The sequence below is a fragment of the Streptomyces sp. NPDC056486 genome (assembly GCF_042795295.1).
Lineage (GTDB): Bacteria > Actinomycetota > Actinomycetes > Streptomycetales > Streptomycetaceae > Streptomyces.
Genome location: NZ_JBHTSF010000010.1, coordinates 39461 through 56044, shown reverse-complemented (window position 1 = coordinate 56044; position 16584 = coordinate 39461). Strand labels below are relative to the sequence as shown.

15 protein-coding genes are annotated in these 16584 nt (G+C 68.8%); 4 read left to right on the top strand and 11 right to left on the bottom strand.

The features are described from left to right. Positions 1-62: 62 nt before the first annotated feature. The 3 genes from ACFQ7F_RS07130 (at position 63) to ACFQ7F_RS07120 (ending at position 3907) form a co-directional block, all read left to right on the top strand. The gene (locus ACFQ7F_RS07130) at positions 63-821 is read left to right on the top strand and encodes a hypothetical protein (protein ID WP_383267329.1); all 759 of its coding nucleotides are present in this window, start codon (positions 63-65) and stop codon (positions 819-821) included. A 145-nt stretch (positions 822-966) separates the two neighbouring features. Continuing rightward, positions 967-2175, top strand: coding sequence for an Ig-like domain-containing protein (locus tag ACFQ7F_RS07125; protein WP_383267326.1), 1209 nt, complete (start codon positions 967-969; stop codon positions 2173-2175). Positions 2176-2299: 124 nt separating this feature from the next. Continuing rightward, complete coding sequence (locus ACFQ7F_RS07120) at positions 2300-3907, top strand: CocE/NonD family hydrolase (RefSeq protein WP_383267324.1); 1608 nt, start codon at positions 2300-2302, stop codon at positions 3905-3907. A gap of 38 nt (positions 3908-3945) precedes the next feature. On the opposite strand, the gene ACFQ7F_RS07115 is transcribed toward ACFQ7F_RS07120, so the two are convergent. The 5 genes from ACFQ7F_RS07115 to ACFQ7F_RS07095 all read right to left on the bottom strand — a co-directional run bounded on the left by ACFQ7F_RS07115 (position 3946) and on the right by ACFQ7F_RS07095 (position 7719). Next, positions 3946-4815, bottom strand: a complete 870-nt coding sequence (locus ACFQ7F_RS07115) for an amino acid ABC transporter permease (protein WP_383267321.1) — start codon at positions 4813-4815, stop codon at positions 3946-3948. Beyond that, positions 4812-5456, bottom strand: coding sequence for an amino acid ABC transporter permease (locus ACFQ7F_RS07110; protein ID WP_383267318.1), 645 nt, complete (start codon positions 5454-5456; stop codon positions 4812-4814). The genes ACFQ7F_RS07115 and ACFQ7F_RS07110 overlap by 4 nt, the downstream gene beginning before the upstream one ends. Before the next feature lie 9 nt (positions 5457-5465). Further along, positions 5466-6371 carry a glutamate ABC transporter substrate-binding protein gene (locus ACFQ7F_RS07105; RefSeq protein ID WP_383267456.1) on the bottom strand — a complete coding sequence of 302 codons (906 nt, stop codon included), beginning with the start codon at positions 6369-6371 and terminating at the stop codon, positions 5466-5468. Between the two features lie 16 nt (positions 6372-6387). Next, positions 6388-7131, bottom strand: a complete 744-nt coding sequence (locus ACFQ7F_RS07100; RefSeq protein ID WP_383267316.1) for an amino acid ABC transporter ATP-binding protein — start codon at positions 7129-7131, stop codon at positions 6388-6390. Positions 7132-7278: 147 nt separating this feature from the next. After that, complete coding sequence (locus ACFQ7F_RS07095; RefSeq protein ID WP_383267313.1) at positions 7279-7719, bottom strand: DUF6278 family protein; 441 nt, start codon at positions 7717-7719, stop codon at positions 7279-7281. Between the two features lie 425 nt (positions 7720-8144). Between ACFQ7F_RS07095 and ACFQ7F_RS07090 the strand changes: the two genes are divergently transcribed. Further along, entirely contained in the window at positions 8145-9929 is a 1785-nt protein-coding gene (locus ACFQ7F_RS07090; RefSeq protein WP_383267310.1) for an SGNH/GDSL hydrolase family protein, read from the top strand. A gap of 48 nt (positions 9930-9977) precedes the next feature. Here the strand turns inward: ACFQ7F_RS07090 and ACFQ7F_RS07085 are convergent, their stop codons facing one another. From ACFQ7F_RS07085 to ACFQ7F_RS07060, 6 genes are all read right to left on the bottom strand, one after another. Further along, entirely contained in the window at positions 9978-10757 is a 780-nt protein-coding gene (locus ACFQ7F_RS07085; protein WP_383267307.1) for an exodeoxyribonuclease III, read from the bottom strand. 45 nt (positions 10758-10802) lie between these two features. Continuing rightward, positions 10803-11435 (bottom strand): MBL fold metallo-hydrolase, encoded by a 633-nt coding sequence (locus ACFQ7F_RS07080; protein WP_383267453.1) that lies wholly within the window; start codon positions 11433-11435, stop codon positions 10803-10805. Between the two features lie 40 nt (positions 11436-11475). After that, positions 11476-12774, bottom strand: a complete 1299-nt coding sequence (gene pcaC, locus ACFQ7F_RS07075) for a 4-carboxymuconolactone decarboxylase (protein WP_383267304.1) — start codon at positions 12772-12774, stop codon at positions 11476-11478. Positions 12775-12920: 146 nt separating this feature from the next. After that, on the bottom strand, positions 12921-13943 hold the full coding sequence (locus ACFQ7F_RS07070) for a methyltransferase (protein WP_383267302.1): 1023 nt from the start codon (positions 13941-13943) through the stop codon (positions 12921-12923). Between the two features lie 47 nt (positions 13944-13990). Then, positions 13991-15184, bottom strand: coding sequence for a cytochrome P450 (locus tag ACFQ7F_RS07065; protein WP_383267300.1), 1194 nt, complete (start codon positions 15182-15184; stop codon positions 13991-13993). A 44-nt stretch (positions 15185-15228) separates the two neighbouring features. After that, entirely contained in the window at positions 15229-16419 is a 1191-nt protein-coding gene (locus ACFQ7F_RS07060; protein ID WP_383267297.1) for a cytochrome P450, read from the bottom strand. Positions 16420-16584 lie beyond the last annotated feature (165 nt).

The following is a 16584-nucleotide window of genomic DNA, read 5'->3' as shown; positions in this document are numbered from 1 at the left end:
GACCCCCGTCACGTCAGGACCACCTCGAACACCGGTCCTAAAGCCCGCTAGCATGCGCCCCCATGACTGAAGACGTGCGCAATATCGTCCTCGGCCTGATCGCGGCCGGCCTCGGGGCCGTGCTGGGCTGGCTCGCCCGTACCTACCTCTGGCGGCGCAAGCTCCGCCGCAAGCAGGCCTTCTTCGGGCTGCCGGACAACTCCGAGTCGCTGCTCGTGGTGAACCGTGAGGCAGCAGGGCCTGAGCTCACCGTCGTACGCCATGACGTGTCCGCGCTCCTGGAACTGGCCGCGCTGATCAAGGACTGCGGGGCACACGCCCAGCTCGTCGCGCACGACGCCGCTCAGCAGAGCTTCGGCGAACGCACCGAGTTCTGCGTCGGCTCTCCGACGGTCAATCGCCGTATGGCCGCGCACATGTCCTCCCTGCTGCCCGGCGTCCGCGTCAACGCCGACCCGGAGCCCGGCCCGGACCGCGGGGCCTTCCAGATCGGCAGCGAGCGGTACCGCATGGAGGGCGGCATCACGGAGTACGTGATCCTCGCGCGGCTCACGGCGGGGCAGGAGCAGGAGGCGAGACCCGTCTTCGTCTTCTGCGGCCAGCGCGCGATCACCAACCAGGCGGCCACCCGCTATCTCGCCCGGCACCACGAGCGCCTCGCCCGCAAGCACGGCGCCAACACCTTCGTGCTGCTCCTGAAGGTCGTCAATTCACAGGCGTACGGTCCCGACGTCGTCGAGCTCGTCGGGGACGTCACCCGCGCCGCACAGGCCCCGGCCCCGGCGATCACGCCGCCCCGCGCGTCCCATCGCGCCAAGTAGCGGGTCGATCACCGACCGCCGACGTCCACGCCGACCCATAACCCGCTTCTGTGACCTAGTCGGGAAATTCGGGGCAAGAGGCAACCCACCGGGACCTTTGGCCCTCTCACCGTGCAGTTCCACATTCGCACGGAGGTACGTTCCCTTGAGGTCCCAGAGCTCGTCGAGTCGCCGCCACTCCATACGCCCCCGCCGCACCGGGGCCGCGACCACGGCCGCGGGCCTCGCGGCGCTCGCCGCCGCCCTGACCGCCTGCTCGGGCGGCGCCTCGGCCGCGTCCGCCTCCGCCGACGTGGCCGCGGACAAGCCCGAGATCTCCGTGAACCCGCACGGCAAGCAGGCCGAGGCGGGCTCTCCGGTCAAGGTGACCCTGGCGGACGGCAAGCTGAAGCAGGTCACGGTCTCCGACTCGAAGGGCACGAAGCTCACCGGGAAGGTGGCCGCGAACGGCACCACCTGGACCTCGGACCGCAAGGCGGCGCCCGGCACCTCGTACAAGGTGAAGGCGACGACGGACGAGGGCGGCAGCGCGCGGACCTCCTTCAGGACGGCCGCCCCTGAGCAGGTGAACAAGCTGTCCCTGACGCCCGGCAAGGACACCACGGTCGGCGTCGCGCAACCCCTGTCGGTCGTCTTCGACCACGCGGTGAAGAACAAGGCCGAGGTCGAGAAGCATCTGAAGGTGAAGACCTCGAACGGCACAGCCGGATCCTGGGGCTGGATCAAGAACTACGACGGCAAGGACCGCGTCGACTGGCGCCCGAAGGACTACTGGAAGTCCGGCACCAAGGTGAAGCTCGACGCCCACCTCAACGGCATCGATTCGGGCACGGACGGCGGCTGGTTCGTCCGCGACTACTCCACCGGCTTCACCGTCGGCAAGAGCCAGAAGGTCAAGGTCGACCTCGACAGCAAGCGGGCGACGCTCGTGCGCGACGGGCAGAGCGTCAAGACGGTGCCGATGTCGGCGGGCACCCCCGGCGGCGACAAGGCGTCCTGGGGCGGCACGTCCGTCCTGATGGCCAAGGAGGGCACGATCAACATGCGCTCCGAGACGGTCGGCCTCGGCGACGCCTACGACAAGATGGTCGACAACTCGATGCGCCTGACCTGGTCGGGCATGTACGCGCACGCGGCCCCCTGGAACGCCTCGTACTTCGGCAACACCAACCACAGCTCGGGCTGCATCGGCATGAGCGACGGCGACGCGTCCTGGCTCTACGGCCAGGTCCAGGTCGGCGATCCCTTCGAGGTCTCCGGCAGCGGCTCGAAGGGCGTGCCCGACCCGGGCAACGGCTACGGCGAGTGGAACATCTCCTGGGCCGACTGGCAGACGAAGAGCGCGCTGAGCTGACCGCCGAGCTGACGGTCAAGCGCTCAACAATCGTTACCGGTGCGTAACTTACCGACGGGTTACCCCCGGTAAGCACCCGAGGTTACCGTCGGGTCACTTTGCTTGCACGAGTAAGGAGTGACCCGTGGGACAACCGCGCAAGGCTCTGCGTACGACCACCGTGGGCGCCGTGTCGGCGACTCTCGTCGCCGGCGCCGCCTTCGGCCTCGCCCCGGCCGCCCAAGCGGCTCCGGCGGCCGCTCCGGTGGCCGCTCCAGCGGCGGCGAGCTCCACCGACGTGCGCTTCGTCGACATCCCCGGCGACGGCGGCACGATCCTCAAGGCCAATGTCTTCACCCCCAAGGGCGCGAAGGCGGGCAGCAAGTTCCCGGCGATCGTGCTGCCCACCAGCTGGGCCATGCCGCAGATCGAGTACGTCGCCCAGGCCCAGAAGCTCGCGAACTCCGGCTATGTCGTGGTCAGTTACAACTCGCGCGGCTTCTGGCAGTCCGGCGGCGAGATCGAGACCGGCGGCCCCAAGGACATCGCGGACGCCTCCAAGGTCATCGACTGGACCCTGGAGAACACCCCGGCCGACCCCGGGAAGATCGGCATGGGCGGCGTCTCGTACGGCGCGGGCATCAGCCTGCTCGCCGCCGGGCACGACAAGCGGATCAAGGCCGTCGCCGCGCTCAGCGGCTGGGGCGACCTGATCGACTCGATCTACAGCGGCCGCACCCAGCACCAGCAGGCCGCAGGCCTCCTCGGCGGCGCCGGTGTCCTCACGGGCAGGCCGAGCCCCGAACTCCAGCAGACCCTCAAGGACTTCCTCGGGTCCAACCTGGACAAGGAGGACGAGATGATCGCGTGGGGCGCCAAGCGCTCCCCCGCGACCTACATCGACCAGATCAACAAGAACGGCGCGGCCGTCATGCTGGGCAACGCCTGGGGCGACACCATCTTCCCGCCCAACCAATACGCCAAGTTCTACGAGCAGTTGACCGGCCCCAAGCGCCTGGAGTTCCGCCCCGGCGACCACGCGACCTCCGAGCTGACCGGCCTGCTCGGCCTTCCCAACGACACCTGGACCTCCACCCAGCGCTGGTTCGACCGCTACCTCAAGGGCGAGAAGAACGGCGTCGACACCGAGCAGCCCGTCCAGCTCAAGTCCCGTTCGACAGGCGGCTACGAGGGCTACCCCGACTGGAAGTCCGTCGGCGCGACGAAGAAGAAGATCGACCTGGCGGGTTCCACCACGATCCGCGCGAACGTCGACTCCGGCGCCAACGGCGGCACCGTGCTGCTCTCCAACGCCCTCGACCAGTTCCTCAAGATCCCGCCGGTGGCCTCGGTGCCGCTGCTGCCGCGGCGCTACGCGGGCGTCTGGCAGTCGGAGAAGTACGACACGGCCCAGCAGGTGCGCGGGACGGTGAAGCTGCACACCACGCTCACCAGCACCAAGGAGAGCGGCACCCTCGTCGCGTACCTCTACGACGTGGGCCCGCTCGGCCTCGGCAAGCTGGTCAGCAACGCGCCGTACACCTTCCACGGCAAGACTCCCGGCCGGCCGTTCGGCGTGGACCTGGAGTTGTTCTCCACGGCCTACGACGTCCCGGCAGGACACAAGCTCGCCCTGGTGGTCGACACGGTCGACCCGCTCTACATCGAGCACAACCCGTCCGGCGCACAGCTGACCTTCTCCTCGCCCGCGTCCGACCCGTCGTACGTGTCGGTCCCGCTGCGCGAGAAGTGATCACCGGCTGCTGCCGGGTCGGGCCCTGGCCCCTTTAGCTACTGCTGACCCGGCAGCAGCGTCCCTGGTTCGGCCGATGCCACGTCCGCGGCCTCGGTCTTGGGATTGCGCCGCTGTCGTTTGGACACCCACTGGGCGAACCACGAGAGCAGCATGCACATCCCGATGTAGATCGGCGAGATCACCAGAACCACGGGGATGAAAGGTAGATCGTAGTCGAGGTTCGACGCGATCAGCTTCCCGGCGTGGAGGAACTCCTCATAGGTGATCAGGTAGCCGAGCGAAGTGTCCTTGAGGGCGACCACCAACTGACTGATGATGGCGGGCAGCATGGCCCGCACGGCCTGCGGTACGAGGACGTGCGTCATCACCTGCGTCTTGCGCATCCCGAGCGCGTACGCCGCCTCCCGCTGTCCGCGCTCCACGGAGTTCACGCCCGAGCGGAAGACCTCGGCGAGGACCGAGCCGTTGTAGAGCGTGAGCCCGGCGACCAGGGCCGGCAGCGGCTGGACCTTCAGCGCCACGAAGACGAAGAAGATCATCACCAGGACCGGCATCGCGCGGAAGAACTCCACGAGGAGCGTGGCGAGCCAGCGCACAGGACGGTGATCGGAGAGCCGCCCCATGGCGAGCAGACCGCCGAGCGCGAGCGCGAGCACCGCGGAGACGGCGAAGGCCTTGAGGGTGTTCCCCAGTCCCTTCAGGAGGAGTTCCTGGATGCCCTTGTACTCGAAGGGCGTCCACTTGGTCGCGGTGAACTGGTCGGTGTCGAAGAGCAGATAGATCAGCCAGCCGACCAGGGCGAGCAGGATCACGGTGGAGAGAAGCCCGTAGAGCTTGTGCCTGCGCTCGGTCTTCGGGCCCGGTACGTCGTAGAGGGCGGTGGATTCGTGGGAGAGGGCGTTCATCGGGCGACTCCCCAGCGCTTCTCGAGGACATTGAAGACGGCGCTGATGGCGAGGGTGATGATCAGGTAGCCGACCGCGATCCAGACGAACGTCCAGATGATGTTGTAGCCGAGCTCACTGAGCGTCTTGTACGTGCCGAGCAGTTCGGTGACGCTGAACGCGCCCGCGATGGCCGAGTTCTTGGCGAGGGCGATGAGGGTGGAGCCGACCGGCGGGATGACGGACCGGAAGGCCTGCGGGAGCACCACCATGGACAGCGTCTGTCCGAAGGTCATCCCCAGGCTGCGGGCGGCTTCGCCCTGGCCTCTGGGGACGGTGTTGATGCCCGAGCGCAGTGCCTCGCAGATGAAGGCGGAGGTGTAGCAGCCGAGCGCGAGGACGGCGAACACCTTGAAGGGCAGGACGAGTCCGAAGCGCGGAAGCCCGAGCAGCACCGCGAAGAAGAGCAGCGTGAGCGGGGTGTTGCGCAGGATCGTCACCCAGGCGGTGCCGATCGCCCGGAAGGAGCCGACCGGTGCCACCCGGAACGACGCCATCAGGAAGCCGAGCACGAGGGCCAGGACGGAGGCGTACACGGTGAGTTCGACGGTTCCGACGAACCCTTTGCCGAAGGTGGAGAAGTTGTCTGTCAGTACGTCCACGACGCCTCCTCAGCTCGCCGGGTAGCGGTCGATGGCGGGCGGCTTCGGCGCCGGGACTCCGGAGAGGCCGAGTGTGGCGTCGTAGGCCTTCTTCCAGTCGCCGTTCTTCTCCCGGGCGGCGAGCGCGTCGTCGACGGCGAACCGCAGGGCGGTGTCGCCCTTGGGGACGCCGATGCCGTAGGGCTCCTCGGAGAACGGCTTGCCGACCACCTTGAGCTCGTCGGGCACCTTGGCCGCGTACCCGATGAGGATCGCGTCGTCGGTGGTGACGGCGTCCACCTGGTAGGTCAGCAGGTTGTCGACGCAGACCGAGTACGTGTCGTACGCGACGAGCGTGGCCTTCGGGTAGTCCTTCTGGATGCGCTGGTAGGGGGTCGACCCGGCGGCCGAGCAGACCTTCTTGCCGTCCAGGTCCTGCGGCCCCTTGATGTCGTCCTCGTCGGAGCGCACGAGCAGTCCCTGCCCTGCCATGTAGTAGGGGCCGCCGAAGCCGACGAGCTTCTTGCGGAGGTCGTTGACGGTGTAGGTGCCGACGTAGTAGTCGATCTGCCCGTTCTGCAGGGCTGTCTCGCGGTTCGCCGACGCGATCGTCTTGAACGTGATCGACTTCGGGTCGAAGCCGAGCGAGGCCGAGACCATCTTCGCGATCTCGATGTCGAAGCCGGAGTACGCCCCTGTGGCGGGGTTCTTCTCGCCGAGGAACGGCTGGTCCTCCTTGGCCCCGACGACGAGGTGGCCGCGCCTCTTTGCCTTCTTCCAGGTGCCGGAGTCCGGCAGCGTGAAGCCCGTCGCCACCTGGTACTTGGGCAGTTCGTCGGGCTGCGGCCCCTTCACCGGGGGGCTGCCCTCCTTGCCGCAGGCGGTCGCGGCGCAGGCGGCGAGGACGAGCGCCGCGAGCAGACGTGTCGTACGCATCATGCCTGGCCCCCCGTCAGTGCTTGAGGATCTTGGAGAGGAAGTCCTTGGCGCGGTCGCTCTCCGGGTTGCTGAAGAACTCCTCGGGGGCCCGGTCCTCGACGACGCGTCCTGCGTCCATGAAGACGACACGGTTGGCGGCCGAGCGGGCGAAGCCCATCTCGTGGGTGACGACGACCATGGTCATGCCGTCGCGGGCGAGGCCCTGCATGACCTCGAGCACTTCGTTGATCATCTCGGGGTCGAGGGCCGATGTGGGCTCGTCGAAGAGCATCACCTTGGGCTCCATGGCGAGCGCGCGTGCGATGGCCACACGCTGCTGCTGGCCGCCCGAGAGCTGCGCGGGGTACTTGTCGGCCTGTGACGCGAGGCCCACCCGTTCCAGGAGCTCGCGGGAGCGGCGCTCGGCCTCGTCCTTCTTGCGGCTCCGCACCTTGACCGGCGCGAGGGAGACGTTCTGGAGCACCGTCTTGTGCGCGAAGAGGTTGAACGACTGGAACACCATGCCGACGTCGGCGCGGAGCGTGGCCAGTGCCTTGCCCTCACTCGGAAGTGGCTGCCCGTCCAGTGCGATGGCTCCCGACTGGATCGTCTCCAGACGGTTGATCGTCCTGCAGAGTGTGGATTTCCCCGACCCTGACGGGCCGATGACCACGACCACCTCCCCCTTGCCGACGGTGAGGTTGATGTCCTGTAGGACATGCAGCTCCCCGTAGTACTTGTTCACATCACGCAGCTCGATCAGCGGATCGACGGCCATGCCCTGCCCTGCCCACTCTCGGCGGTGTCGGTCCGCGCAAACTATCCACGTGAAAACGGGACTTATTGGACGACACGCACTTATGGGCATTAACCGTACTTGTCGTTACGTCATCCCACGGGCCCGGCCCGGCCCGAACGAGAGGCCCTACGCCTCCGACGCCTCCGCGTAGACCTGGGACAGTTCGGGAGCGCCCTGTACCGCCCAGTCGAGGCCCGCCTCCACCACCGGGATCTCCCGCCCCGACGCGAGCCGCACGACGGCGCCGCCGCCGGGCCAGACGTGCCAGGTGGTGCCGGGCACCGTACGGACGATGACCGAACCCAGGTACAGGCCCGCGTCGTTGCCGAGCCAGGGCAGCATCTCGGGGTCGTCGCGCCAGCGCGGCAGGAGTTGATCGAGGGCACTCAACGAGGCCGGTGAGTCGTCGAGTTCAAGGCCGGCGTCGGCCGCCTGCGAGCGCAGCAGCTCGCATTCGGCGAGGAGTTCGGCAACGCCTTCCGGATCCGCGTCGAACGCCGAGGCGAGCCCCGAGCCCGGCTCCGCGGACTGCTGCCGGCGCCACCTGCCGAAGAAGGAGATGTTCATGATCGGCCTCTCCATTGATTGTCACCGCCGGTTGCGCGGCCGGCGGGGTGGTTCCGGCGTGCGACGGACCGGCCGGGCTCACCCCGCCGGATCCTCGTCGACACGCGGTCGCACGAGATCATCTCCCACCCGCCTGCCCATTCCTGGGCAGCGGATGCCCGTATCTACAGGAACCTATCTTGCATCAGTTGATCACGGAATCGGGCGAATCGCGCCACGCGCGGCCCGCCGCCCCGCGGCGACGTCCGCAAGGGCATATGCCGCGAAGGCCCGCACCCGAACGGCCCTGCCGCGCTCGTCGCGATCGCCGTGGCATCCCGGCAAGTTCGGGTCATGTTCACGCGCACCTCATTGACGCGTCTCCCCGGCCTCCTTAGCTTCATGGCGCACCTGTCGTCACGTCAGCTACCGCCATGGGGGTCTTCATGCTCCACCGTCCAGGCCGACGTTCATGGGGAGCGGCAGCCGTACTCGCGGTGCTCGCCGGTGTCGTACCCGTGGCGTCGGCGCAGGCCGCCCCGCACAGACCCGGGCCGCTCCCTCTGGAGCGGCTCTTCGACAACAGGGCGGTCAGTGACGACGCGCGGCCCGGTGACGCGGACTTCGACGGCGCGGGCGGCTCGCTCTCCGCGCGGGACCTGACGGCGGCGGGCTGGACGCCGGGACGCTCGCTCGCCGTGGACGGGGCACGGCATACCTGGCCCCGCACGGGCGCGGGCAGAGCTGACAACGTCCGGGCCGACGGGCAGTCCGTGCGGGTGCGCGGGCGCGGGGACGCTCTGGCGTTCCTTGTCGCGGGCACGGGCGGCGAGGCGAGCGGCACGGGGACGGTGCGCTACCGGGACGGATCGAGGGGAACGTACCGCCTGACGGCACCCGACTGGCGCTCGGGCCCGCTCGCCACCAAGGCGGTCGCGCTGCCGCATGTGAACACCCCGGGCGGCCAACTCGCCGAGAAGGCGCGGCTGTACGCCGTGACCGTACCGGTGGCTCGGGGACGCGAGGTCGCTTCGGTGACCCTGCCGAAGGACCCCGGCGCCCCGGATCTGCATGTCTTCTCGCTCTCCGTACGGCAGGCGACGAAGGGGTGGACCGGCAGCTGGTCGGCGTCGACGGCCGGATACACGGCGGTGGGCCCGTGGGCCGACAGGACCGTGCGCCTTGTCGTCCATACCAGCACGGGCGGGCCGCGGGTGCGGATCCGGCTCGACAACACCTTCGCCTCGACCCCTGTACGGATCGGGAGCGCGACGGTGGCGGTGCAGGAGTCCGGCGCGGGGGCGCGGGGCGAGCCGCGGCCACTGTCCTTCGGGGGCCGGACCGGCACCCAACTCCCCGCGGGCGCGCAGGCGTTCAGCGACCCGCTCGACTTCGACGTACCCGAGGACACGAACCTCCTGGTGAGCTTCCACCTCCCGGAGACGGTGACCACCGCGCCCGTCCACAGCCAGGCCATTCAGCGTTCGTACGTGAGCGGCCCGGGCGACCACGCGGCGGAGGGCTCCCCGGAGGCGTACACGTCCACGATCTCGACCTGGCCGCTGCTCACGGGAGTCGACGTGTCGGGCGGGCCCGGCTCCGTGGTGCTGCTCGGCGACTCCATCACGGACGGGGTGAAGTCGACGCAGGATGCGAACCACCGCTGGCCCAACGTCCTTGCGACCCGGCTCCTTCGGCAGGACGATGTCCCGCGCTTCGGGGTCCTCAACCAGGGAATCTCGGCGAACCGCGTGATCGCGGACCGCTATCCCGGCGACGGTGTCTCCACCGACACGGGCGGCGTGAGCGCGCTGCACCGCCTGGACCGTGATGTGTTCGCCCAGACGTCGGCGCGTACCGTCGTCGTCTTCGAAGGCGTCAACGACGTCCGCTGGGGCGCGTCGGCGGATCAGGTGACGGCCGGCCTGCGGGAGCTCGCCGGGCGGGCACACGCGCGGGGCCTGCGGGTGGTCGCGGCGACGATCGCACCGTGCCAGGGCGAGTCCCTGTGCACAGCGGCGGCGGACGCGGAGCGGATGAAGATCAACAGCTATCTGCGGGACGGCGACGACTTCGACGCCGTCCTGGACTTCGACGCGGTGCTGCGGGATCCGGCTGATCCGGCACGGATCCTTGCCGCGTACGACAGCGGGGACCATCTGCATCCGGGGGACGCAGGGCTCGCGGCGATCGCGGAGTCGGTGGACCTGGGGGCGCTGGTCCCGGAGTAGCAGCAACGCGGTGCGGGGGCCAGCCATGTCCTGGCCCCCCTCACCCGCCTAAAGGTCCAGGTCCACCACGACGGGCGCGTGATCCGACGCGCCCTTGCCCTTGCGCTCCTCGCGGTCCACGTACGAATCCGTCACCGCCTTCGCGAACGGCTCGTTCCCGTACACCAGGTCGATGCGCATTCCCCTGTTCTTGGGGAAGCCGAGCTGGCGGTAGTCCCAGTACGTGAAGGGGTGGTCGTACTTCAGCGGCCGCGGCACGACGTCCGAGAGCCCCGCGTCCCGGAGCGCCGCGAGTGCCGCGCGCTCGGCGGGGGTCACATGGGTGGCACCCTCGAACAGGGCGGGGTCCCAGACGTCCTCGTCGGTCGGGGCCACGTTGAAGTCCCCGAGCACGGCGAACGGCCGCGCGCCCGCGGAGTCGTCGGCGACCGCGGCCTTCAGGGCTTCGAACCACTGGAGCTTGTACGCGAAGTGGGCGTGCTCCACCTCGCGGCCGTTCGGCACGTACACCGACCAGACCCGGGCGGGACCGCAGGTCGCGGAGATCGCGCGCGGCTCCTGCACCCCGTCGTACTCCGGGCCGCCGGGCAGGCCGACCGTCACGTCGTCGAGGCCGACCCGGGAGACCAGCGCGACGCCGTTCCACCGACCGGTGGCGTTCACCGCCGACTCGTAACCGAGCTCGCGCAGCTCGTCGGTGGGGAAGCCCTCGGCGGTCGTCTTGGTCTCCTGGATGCACAGCACATCCGTACCGCTGCTCTCCAGCCAGGCGAGCAGCCTCGGCAGCCGAGCGGTGATCGAGTTCACGTTCCAGGTGGCAATGCGCATGCTTCACAACCTACCGGCCGCCACTGACACTCTCAGTCCTGCCGGTCAGAGTTCGGCGGACTCCCCCGGCGTGAGCCGCAGGTGCTCGGCGCCGCCCAGGGACCCGATCTGCGCGTCGTAGATCGGCCGGGCCAGGTCGGTGAGCAGCGCGTCGTGGATGTCGTAGGCGCGCTGCGGCTTGACCTCGCGCACGTAGTCGATGACCTCGGAAATCTTGTTCCAGGGCGCCATCACGGGCAGCATCAGCGTGTCCACGGCCTGCTCGGGCACGGTCAGCGCGTCACCCGGGTGGAAGACCGAACCGTCGACCAGATAGCCGACGTTGGTGATCCGCGGGATGTCCGGGTGGATCACGGCGTGCAGTTCGCCGTGCACCTGCACGTCGAATCCGGCGGCCGTGAAGGTGTCGCCGTGCCCGACGGTGTGCACCCGGCCGGGGAAGGCGGCCGAGATCTTCTCCGCGACGGAGCGCAGGGTCCAGATCTCGGCGGCCGGGTTGGCCTCCATGCCGGCGCGCAGCCGGTCCTCGTCGAAGTGATCGGGGTGCTCGTGCGTGACGAGGATCGCGTCGGCGCCGAGCGCCGCGTCCTGTTCGCTGAAGGTGCCCGGATCGATGACGAGCCTCTGGCCGTCCCTCTCCAGGCGGACACAGGCGTGCGTCTTCTTCGTGAGCTTGATGCGCTTCGCGGCAGTCGTCATGCCCCCATCCTGCTACGCCTCACTCCTGGGGCGTGGTTTCCTCGCGGATCACGGCCTGGGCGACCTTGAAGGCGGAGTTCGCCGCGGGGACGCCGCAGTAGACGGCCGCCTGGAGCAGTACTTCCTTGATCTCCTGCGGGGTGAGGCCGTTGCGCAGGGCGGCGCGGGTGTGGAAGGCCAGCTCTTCCAGGTGGCCGCCCGCGACGAGCGCGGTGAGCGTGACGCAGCTGCGGGAGCGCCGGTCGAGGCCGGGCCGGTTCCAGACCTCGCCCCAGGCGTAGCGCGTGATGAGCTCCTGGAAGTCCGTGGAGAAGTCGTCCGCAGCAGCGAGCGCCCGGTCGACGTGTGCGTCGCCGAGCACCTCGCGGCGGACCTTGATCCCGGCCTCGTACGGGTCGGGTCGACCGCCGCCCACGGCTTCGGGCTGCTCCGTGGGACCGATCTCGGCGATGGGGAAGACCGGCATCGGCGGGGCGAGCACCGGCTTGATGGGCGGTGCGCTGATCGCCGCGTGTGTCCCGGTGCCCTCGGGGGCGAGCTGCCAGGCGGTGGAGAAGTGCCGTACGAGCAGGTCGGTGACTGCCGCGGGCTGCTCGACGGGAGCGAGGTGGGACGCTCCCGGCACCACGGCCAGGCGGGCGTCCGGGATGCCTGCGACGAGAGTACGGGCCTCGCCCTGTCCGGTGACCTGGTCCTCCGAACCCACCAGAACGAGAGTGGGCGCCCCGATCCGGCTCAGCTCGGCGCGCACGTCGAAGGCGGCGAGAGCCTCGCAGGCGGCGATGTAGCAGCCCGGGTCGGTCGTACGCACCATCTGTACGGCCCAGTCGGTGATCGCGGGCTGCGCGGCGGCGAAGCCGGGCGTGAACCAGCGCTCGGGGGACGTACGCGCGATGGGGTCGAGGCCGTTGCTCCGCACGATCACGCCGCGCTGGCGGAACTCGTCGGCGCTGCCGAAGCGCGGCGAGGCGGATATCAGTGCCAGGGAGGCGACGCGCTGGGGGTGCCGCAGGGCGAGCTCGGCGCCGATCGCGCCGCCGAACGCACAGCCCGCGTAGCCGAAGCGCTGCACGCCGACCTCGTCGAGCGTGGCGAGCAGCCGCTGGGCGATCTCGCCGACGGAGCCGCACGGGTGCGCGGGGGCACCGCCGTGTCCGGGCATGTCGAAACGGAACACCCGCCACTGCTTGACCAGCTCGGGCACCTGCCTGTCCCACATGTGCCAGGTGGTACCGAGGGAGGGCCCGAGGATCAGCACGGGGGCGTCTTCGGGGCCGTCGAAGCGGTATTGCAGGGCGGCAGTCGTCGTCTCACTCACCTGCTCACGCTCCCACATGTCGCAAGATCTCACGGACTCGGGTACTGGCCTGCACCAAACCGCCCCAGCTTTCCCCCGCGGGACAAAACACCAGAAGAGCCGCCCATCCCCCCATCGATTCGGAGGGGTGGGCGGCTCCGCGACGGTCAGGCGAGGGTGCCCTCGATCACGTGGAAGTCCGGCATGCCCGTGGGGACCGGCACGGCCACGGTCGCCGAGAGGGTGAAGCCCGCCGCGTCGAGCAGCTCGGCGTACTCGTCCCGGGTGCGTTCCCGCCCGCCGGTGAAGACCAGGTTGTTGAGATCCGTCAGGCCGTACGCGGCGGACTCCTCCGGGGCCAGAACCGGCGGCATGAGTGTCTCCACCAGGAGCAGCCGCCCCCCGGGCGCCAGCCCCGCACGGCAGTTGCGCAGCAACGCCGTTGCCCTCTCGTCGCCCCAGTCGCGGACGATGTTGTTCAGGACCAGCGCGTCGGCTCCGGTCGGCACCGGCTCGGCGAGGTCTCCGGCCACGACCTCGCACCGGTCCGCGACACCCGCGGCGCCCAGTACGGCCCGGGCCCGCTCCAGAGCGTCCGGCCGGTCGTAGAGCACACCCCGAAGGCCGGGCACCGCACCCAGAACCGCCGCGATCAAGGTGCCTTCGTCGCCGCCGAAGTCGGCGACCGTGCCGAACCGGGAGAAGTCGTACGCACCGACGACACCGGACGCGAACTCCCGAGTCGCCTGCGCCATGCCCGCACGCAGCTTCACCGACAGTTCCGGGTGCCGCAGCATCGCCTCGTGGGCCGTCAGGCCGGTGGCCGGGTCGTGGGCGGGCCCTCCGCTCCGTACGACGGTCGACAGCTCGCCCCAGGCCCGCCACAGCTCCGGGGCGGTGGAGAGCATGATGTCGTCCCGCTCGGAGTCCGGCACGTCGGCGCGCAGCCGACTGCCGAGCTCCGTGAGCGAGAAGCGTTCGGCGTCGTGCTGGGTGACCACGCCCAGTCCGGCGAGGGCCCTGAGCAGCCTGCGCAGCGCTGCCGGGTCCGTACCCGTCTCCTTGGCGAGACTGCCGAAATCACGCGGCGGGCCGTCCCCCAGCGCCTCGGCCACGCCCAGTTCCGCTGCGGCGTAGAGCACTTGCGCCGGCACATAGCCGAGCGTCATCTGGGTCAACGACTGTTCCATGGGGGCGGATTCCGCTTCCCCTCCGTTGGCGGACAAGCCTTTTCCTCTCAGGAGGTGCGCAGAGTCAGCGTGTTGACGCCGATCATGTCGGGTGTCGGGAAGAACGTGGGCGGCGTGGCCGGGTCGGTCCTGAGCACCGGGAAGCGGTCGAACAGCGCGTTCAGCGCGATACGGCCCTCGAGCCTGGCAAGACCGGCGCCGATGCAGAAGTGGATGCCACGGCCGAAGCCGAAGTGCGGGTTGGGGTCCCGGGCGGGGTTGTACGTCTCGGGGTCCTCGAACTGGCGGGGATCACGGTTGCCCGCGCCCAGCCAGAGCATGACGATCTGATCCTTGGGGATGAGCTGCCCGGCTATCTCCACATCGGCGCTGGTTCCCCGTGCGAGCGCCGCCGACGGGGACAGCAGCCGCAGCGCCTCCTCGATGGCGCCCGGCACCAGCGACCTGTCCGCACGGACCTTCGCGGCCACCTCGGGGTAGGCGTCCAGGCACAGGACCGTGTTGCCGAGCAGCATGGTGGTGGTGATGTGGCCAGTGATCAGCAGGATGTTCGCGACGTTCACGATCTCGTTGTCGGTGAGGCTCTCACCGTCGACCTCGGCCAGGGCCAGATGCGTGAGCAGGTCCTCGCGGGGGTGGCGACGACGATCGGTGACGTGCTCGGCCATGTAGTCGAGCAGCGGCCGCAGTCGCTCCGTGGCGTTGCGAACGTCCTGCTCGCCCTGCCCGCTGTCGTCGAGGAACGAGAACCCGCTGAAGCCCTCGATGATGTCGTCCGCCCATTTTTTGAACAGATCGCGATCGCTGGCCGGGACACCGAGCAGTTCGGCGATGACGATGACCGGCAGCGGGTACGCCAGGTCGGCGGCGATCTCGATCTCGGGCTTGCCCTCCACCGCGTCGAGCAGTTCGCCGGTGATCGTGTCGATCCGCGATTCCATGGCGGCGACAAGCTTGGGGGTGAAGGCCCGGCTGACGAGCTGGCGGTACTTGCGGTGGATGGGCGGGTCCATCTGCGACATGTCGCCTTCGAGCAGCGGAGCGTCGACGGACACGGGGAGGAGATGCGCCAGGTCGGACGTGAACGTCCCGTGGTTGTTGAGCATTTCCAGCGCTTCGGGGTATCCGTAGACGTTCCACACCCCCTGCGCCTCATCGAACTCCACCGGGGATGCGGGCCGCTTCCCACGCAGCCAGAGATGGTCGGGGTGAATGTTCCAGCGGTCGACGACCGTCGTCATCACACTTCTCCTTACCGGGATCCTACGGATTACTGGGTGACGACCTACTGGACGACTGGGAGTGTGGCGACGCCGCTGGCATCCACCACCTGCAGGAATGACGGGGCGTTCGCCGGGTCGGTCCGCAAAGTGGGCAAGCGGTCCAGCAGGATTTCCACTGCCGCCTTGCTTTCCATGCGGGCCAGCTGCCGGCCCACGCAGAAATGGATGCCGCGCCCCAGACCGAGGTGCGCGTTGGGGGATCGCCCCGCGTCGAACATGTCCGGGTTCTCGAATTGCCGCTCGTCACGGTTGGCCGCCCCGGTCCACACGAGCAGCAACTGATCCTTGGGGATGACCTGTCCGGCCACTTCCACCTCGACGTTGGTCGCCCGGCCCACTCCGCAGATCGGGCTCATGTACCGCATGGATTCCTCGAGCAGCGGCGGCACCAGCGAACGGTCCGCCCGCACACGCGCCCCCTGATCGGGGAAGGCGTCCATGCACAGCACGGTGTTGGCGATCAGCATGGCCGTGGTGAGGTGACCGTTGACGAGCAGCCGGTTGGCGATATTGGAGATCTGGCTGTCGTTCAGCCGCTCACCGTCCACCTCGGCGTGCACGAGCTGGCTGATCAGATCCTCACGGGGGTGTTTTCTGCTCTCGGCTGCCCGCTGATGCCAGTAGTCGCGCATCTCCCACAGCAGTTCCAGCTCTTTCTCGAGCTCCTTCTCCTGCTCCAGGACGGTCTCGGGCGACTCGAACTTCTCCGAGCCGTCGAGCATCTTGTCCATCCACTGCCGGAACAGGGCCCGGTCGCTCGCCGGGACGCCCAGCAGATCGGAGATCATGATCAGCGGCAGTGGCGCGGCGAAGTCCGCCACCAGATCGAACTGGCTCTTCCCCTCGATGCCGTCGATCAGCTCGTGGACGATCCCGTGCACCTGGGACTCGAGCTTGGCCACCAGGCCCGGGGTGAACGCGTGGTCGACAAGTCCGCGCAGCTTGCGGTGTTTCGGCGGGTCCGTGTGGCTGAAGTCGCCCTCGACTATCGACTCGTCGAGCTTGATGGGGTCAAGACGCATGGTGTCACTGGAATAGGTCTTGGGGTTTCCGAGTATCGCAGCGCACTCGGGATATCCGTAGACATTCCACAGCTGCAACTCTTCGTCATAGTCAACAATCTTCTCCGGCCGCTTTCCACGCATCCAGAACTGGCCGGGGTGAAACTCCCACTGGTCGACGGGCGAGGTCACAATTGTGTCCTTCCGTGAAAGAGTCATGAATGCCGATGAGAATGGGCGCCGAATTCAGCAGGCTGCTCCAGTGTTCAAGCGCGGCCTTTCCCATGTCAAGGTTCGCTTGAGTTCTCCATGTTCTCCGCGTTCTCCACGACCCTTTACTGTCCTGTTCCTGTCCTG

Coding starts and splice junctions, on each gene's coding strand:
- ACFQ7F_RS07130 (WP_383267329.1), top strand. CDS start 63: ATGACTGAAGACGTGCGCAATATCGTCCTCGGCCTGATCGCGGCCGGC.
- ACFQ7F_RS07115 (WP_383267321.1), bottom strand. CDS start 4,815: ATGAACGCCCTCTCCCACGAATCCACCGCCCTCTACGACGTACCGGGC.
- ACFQ7F_RS07105 (WP_383267456.1), bottom strand. CDS start 6,371: ATGCGTACGACACGTCTGCTCGCGGCGCTCGTCCTCGCCGCCTGCGCC.
- ACFQ7F_RS07100 (WP_383267316.1), bottom strand. CDS start 7,131: ATGGCCGTCGATCCGCTGATCGAGCTGCGTGATGTGAACAAGTACTAC.
- ACFQ7F_RS07095 (WP_383267313.1), bottom strand. CDS start 7,719: ATGAACATCTCCTTCTTCGGCAGGTGGCGCCGGCAGCAGTCCGCGGAG.
- ACFQ7F_RS07090 (WP_383267310.1), top strand. CDS start 8,145: ATGCTCCACCGTCCAGGCCGACGTTCATGGGGAGCGGCAGCCGTACTC.
- ACFQ7F_RS07085 (WP_383267307.1), bottom strand. CDS start 10,757: ATGCGCATTGCCACCTGGAACGTGAACTCGATCACCGCTCGGCTGCCG.
- ACFQ7F_RS07070 (WP_383267302.1), bottom strand. CDS start 13,943: ATGGAACAGTCGTTGACCCAGATGACGCTCGGCTATGTGCCGGCGCAA.
- ACFQ7F_RS07065 (WP_383267300.1), bottom strand. CDS start 15,184: ATGACGACGGTCGTCGACCGCTGGAACATTCACCCCGACCATCTCTGG.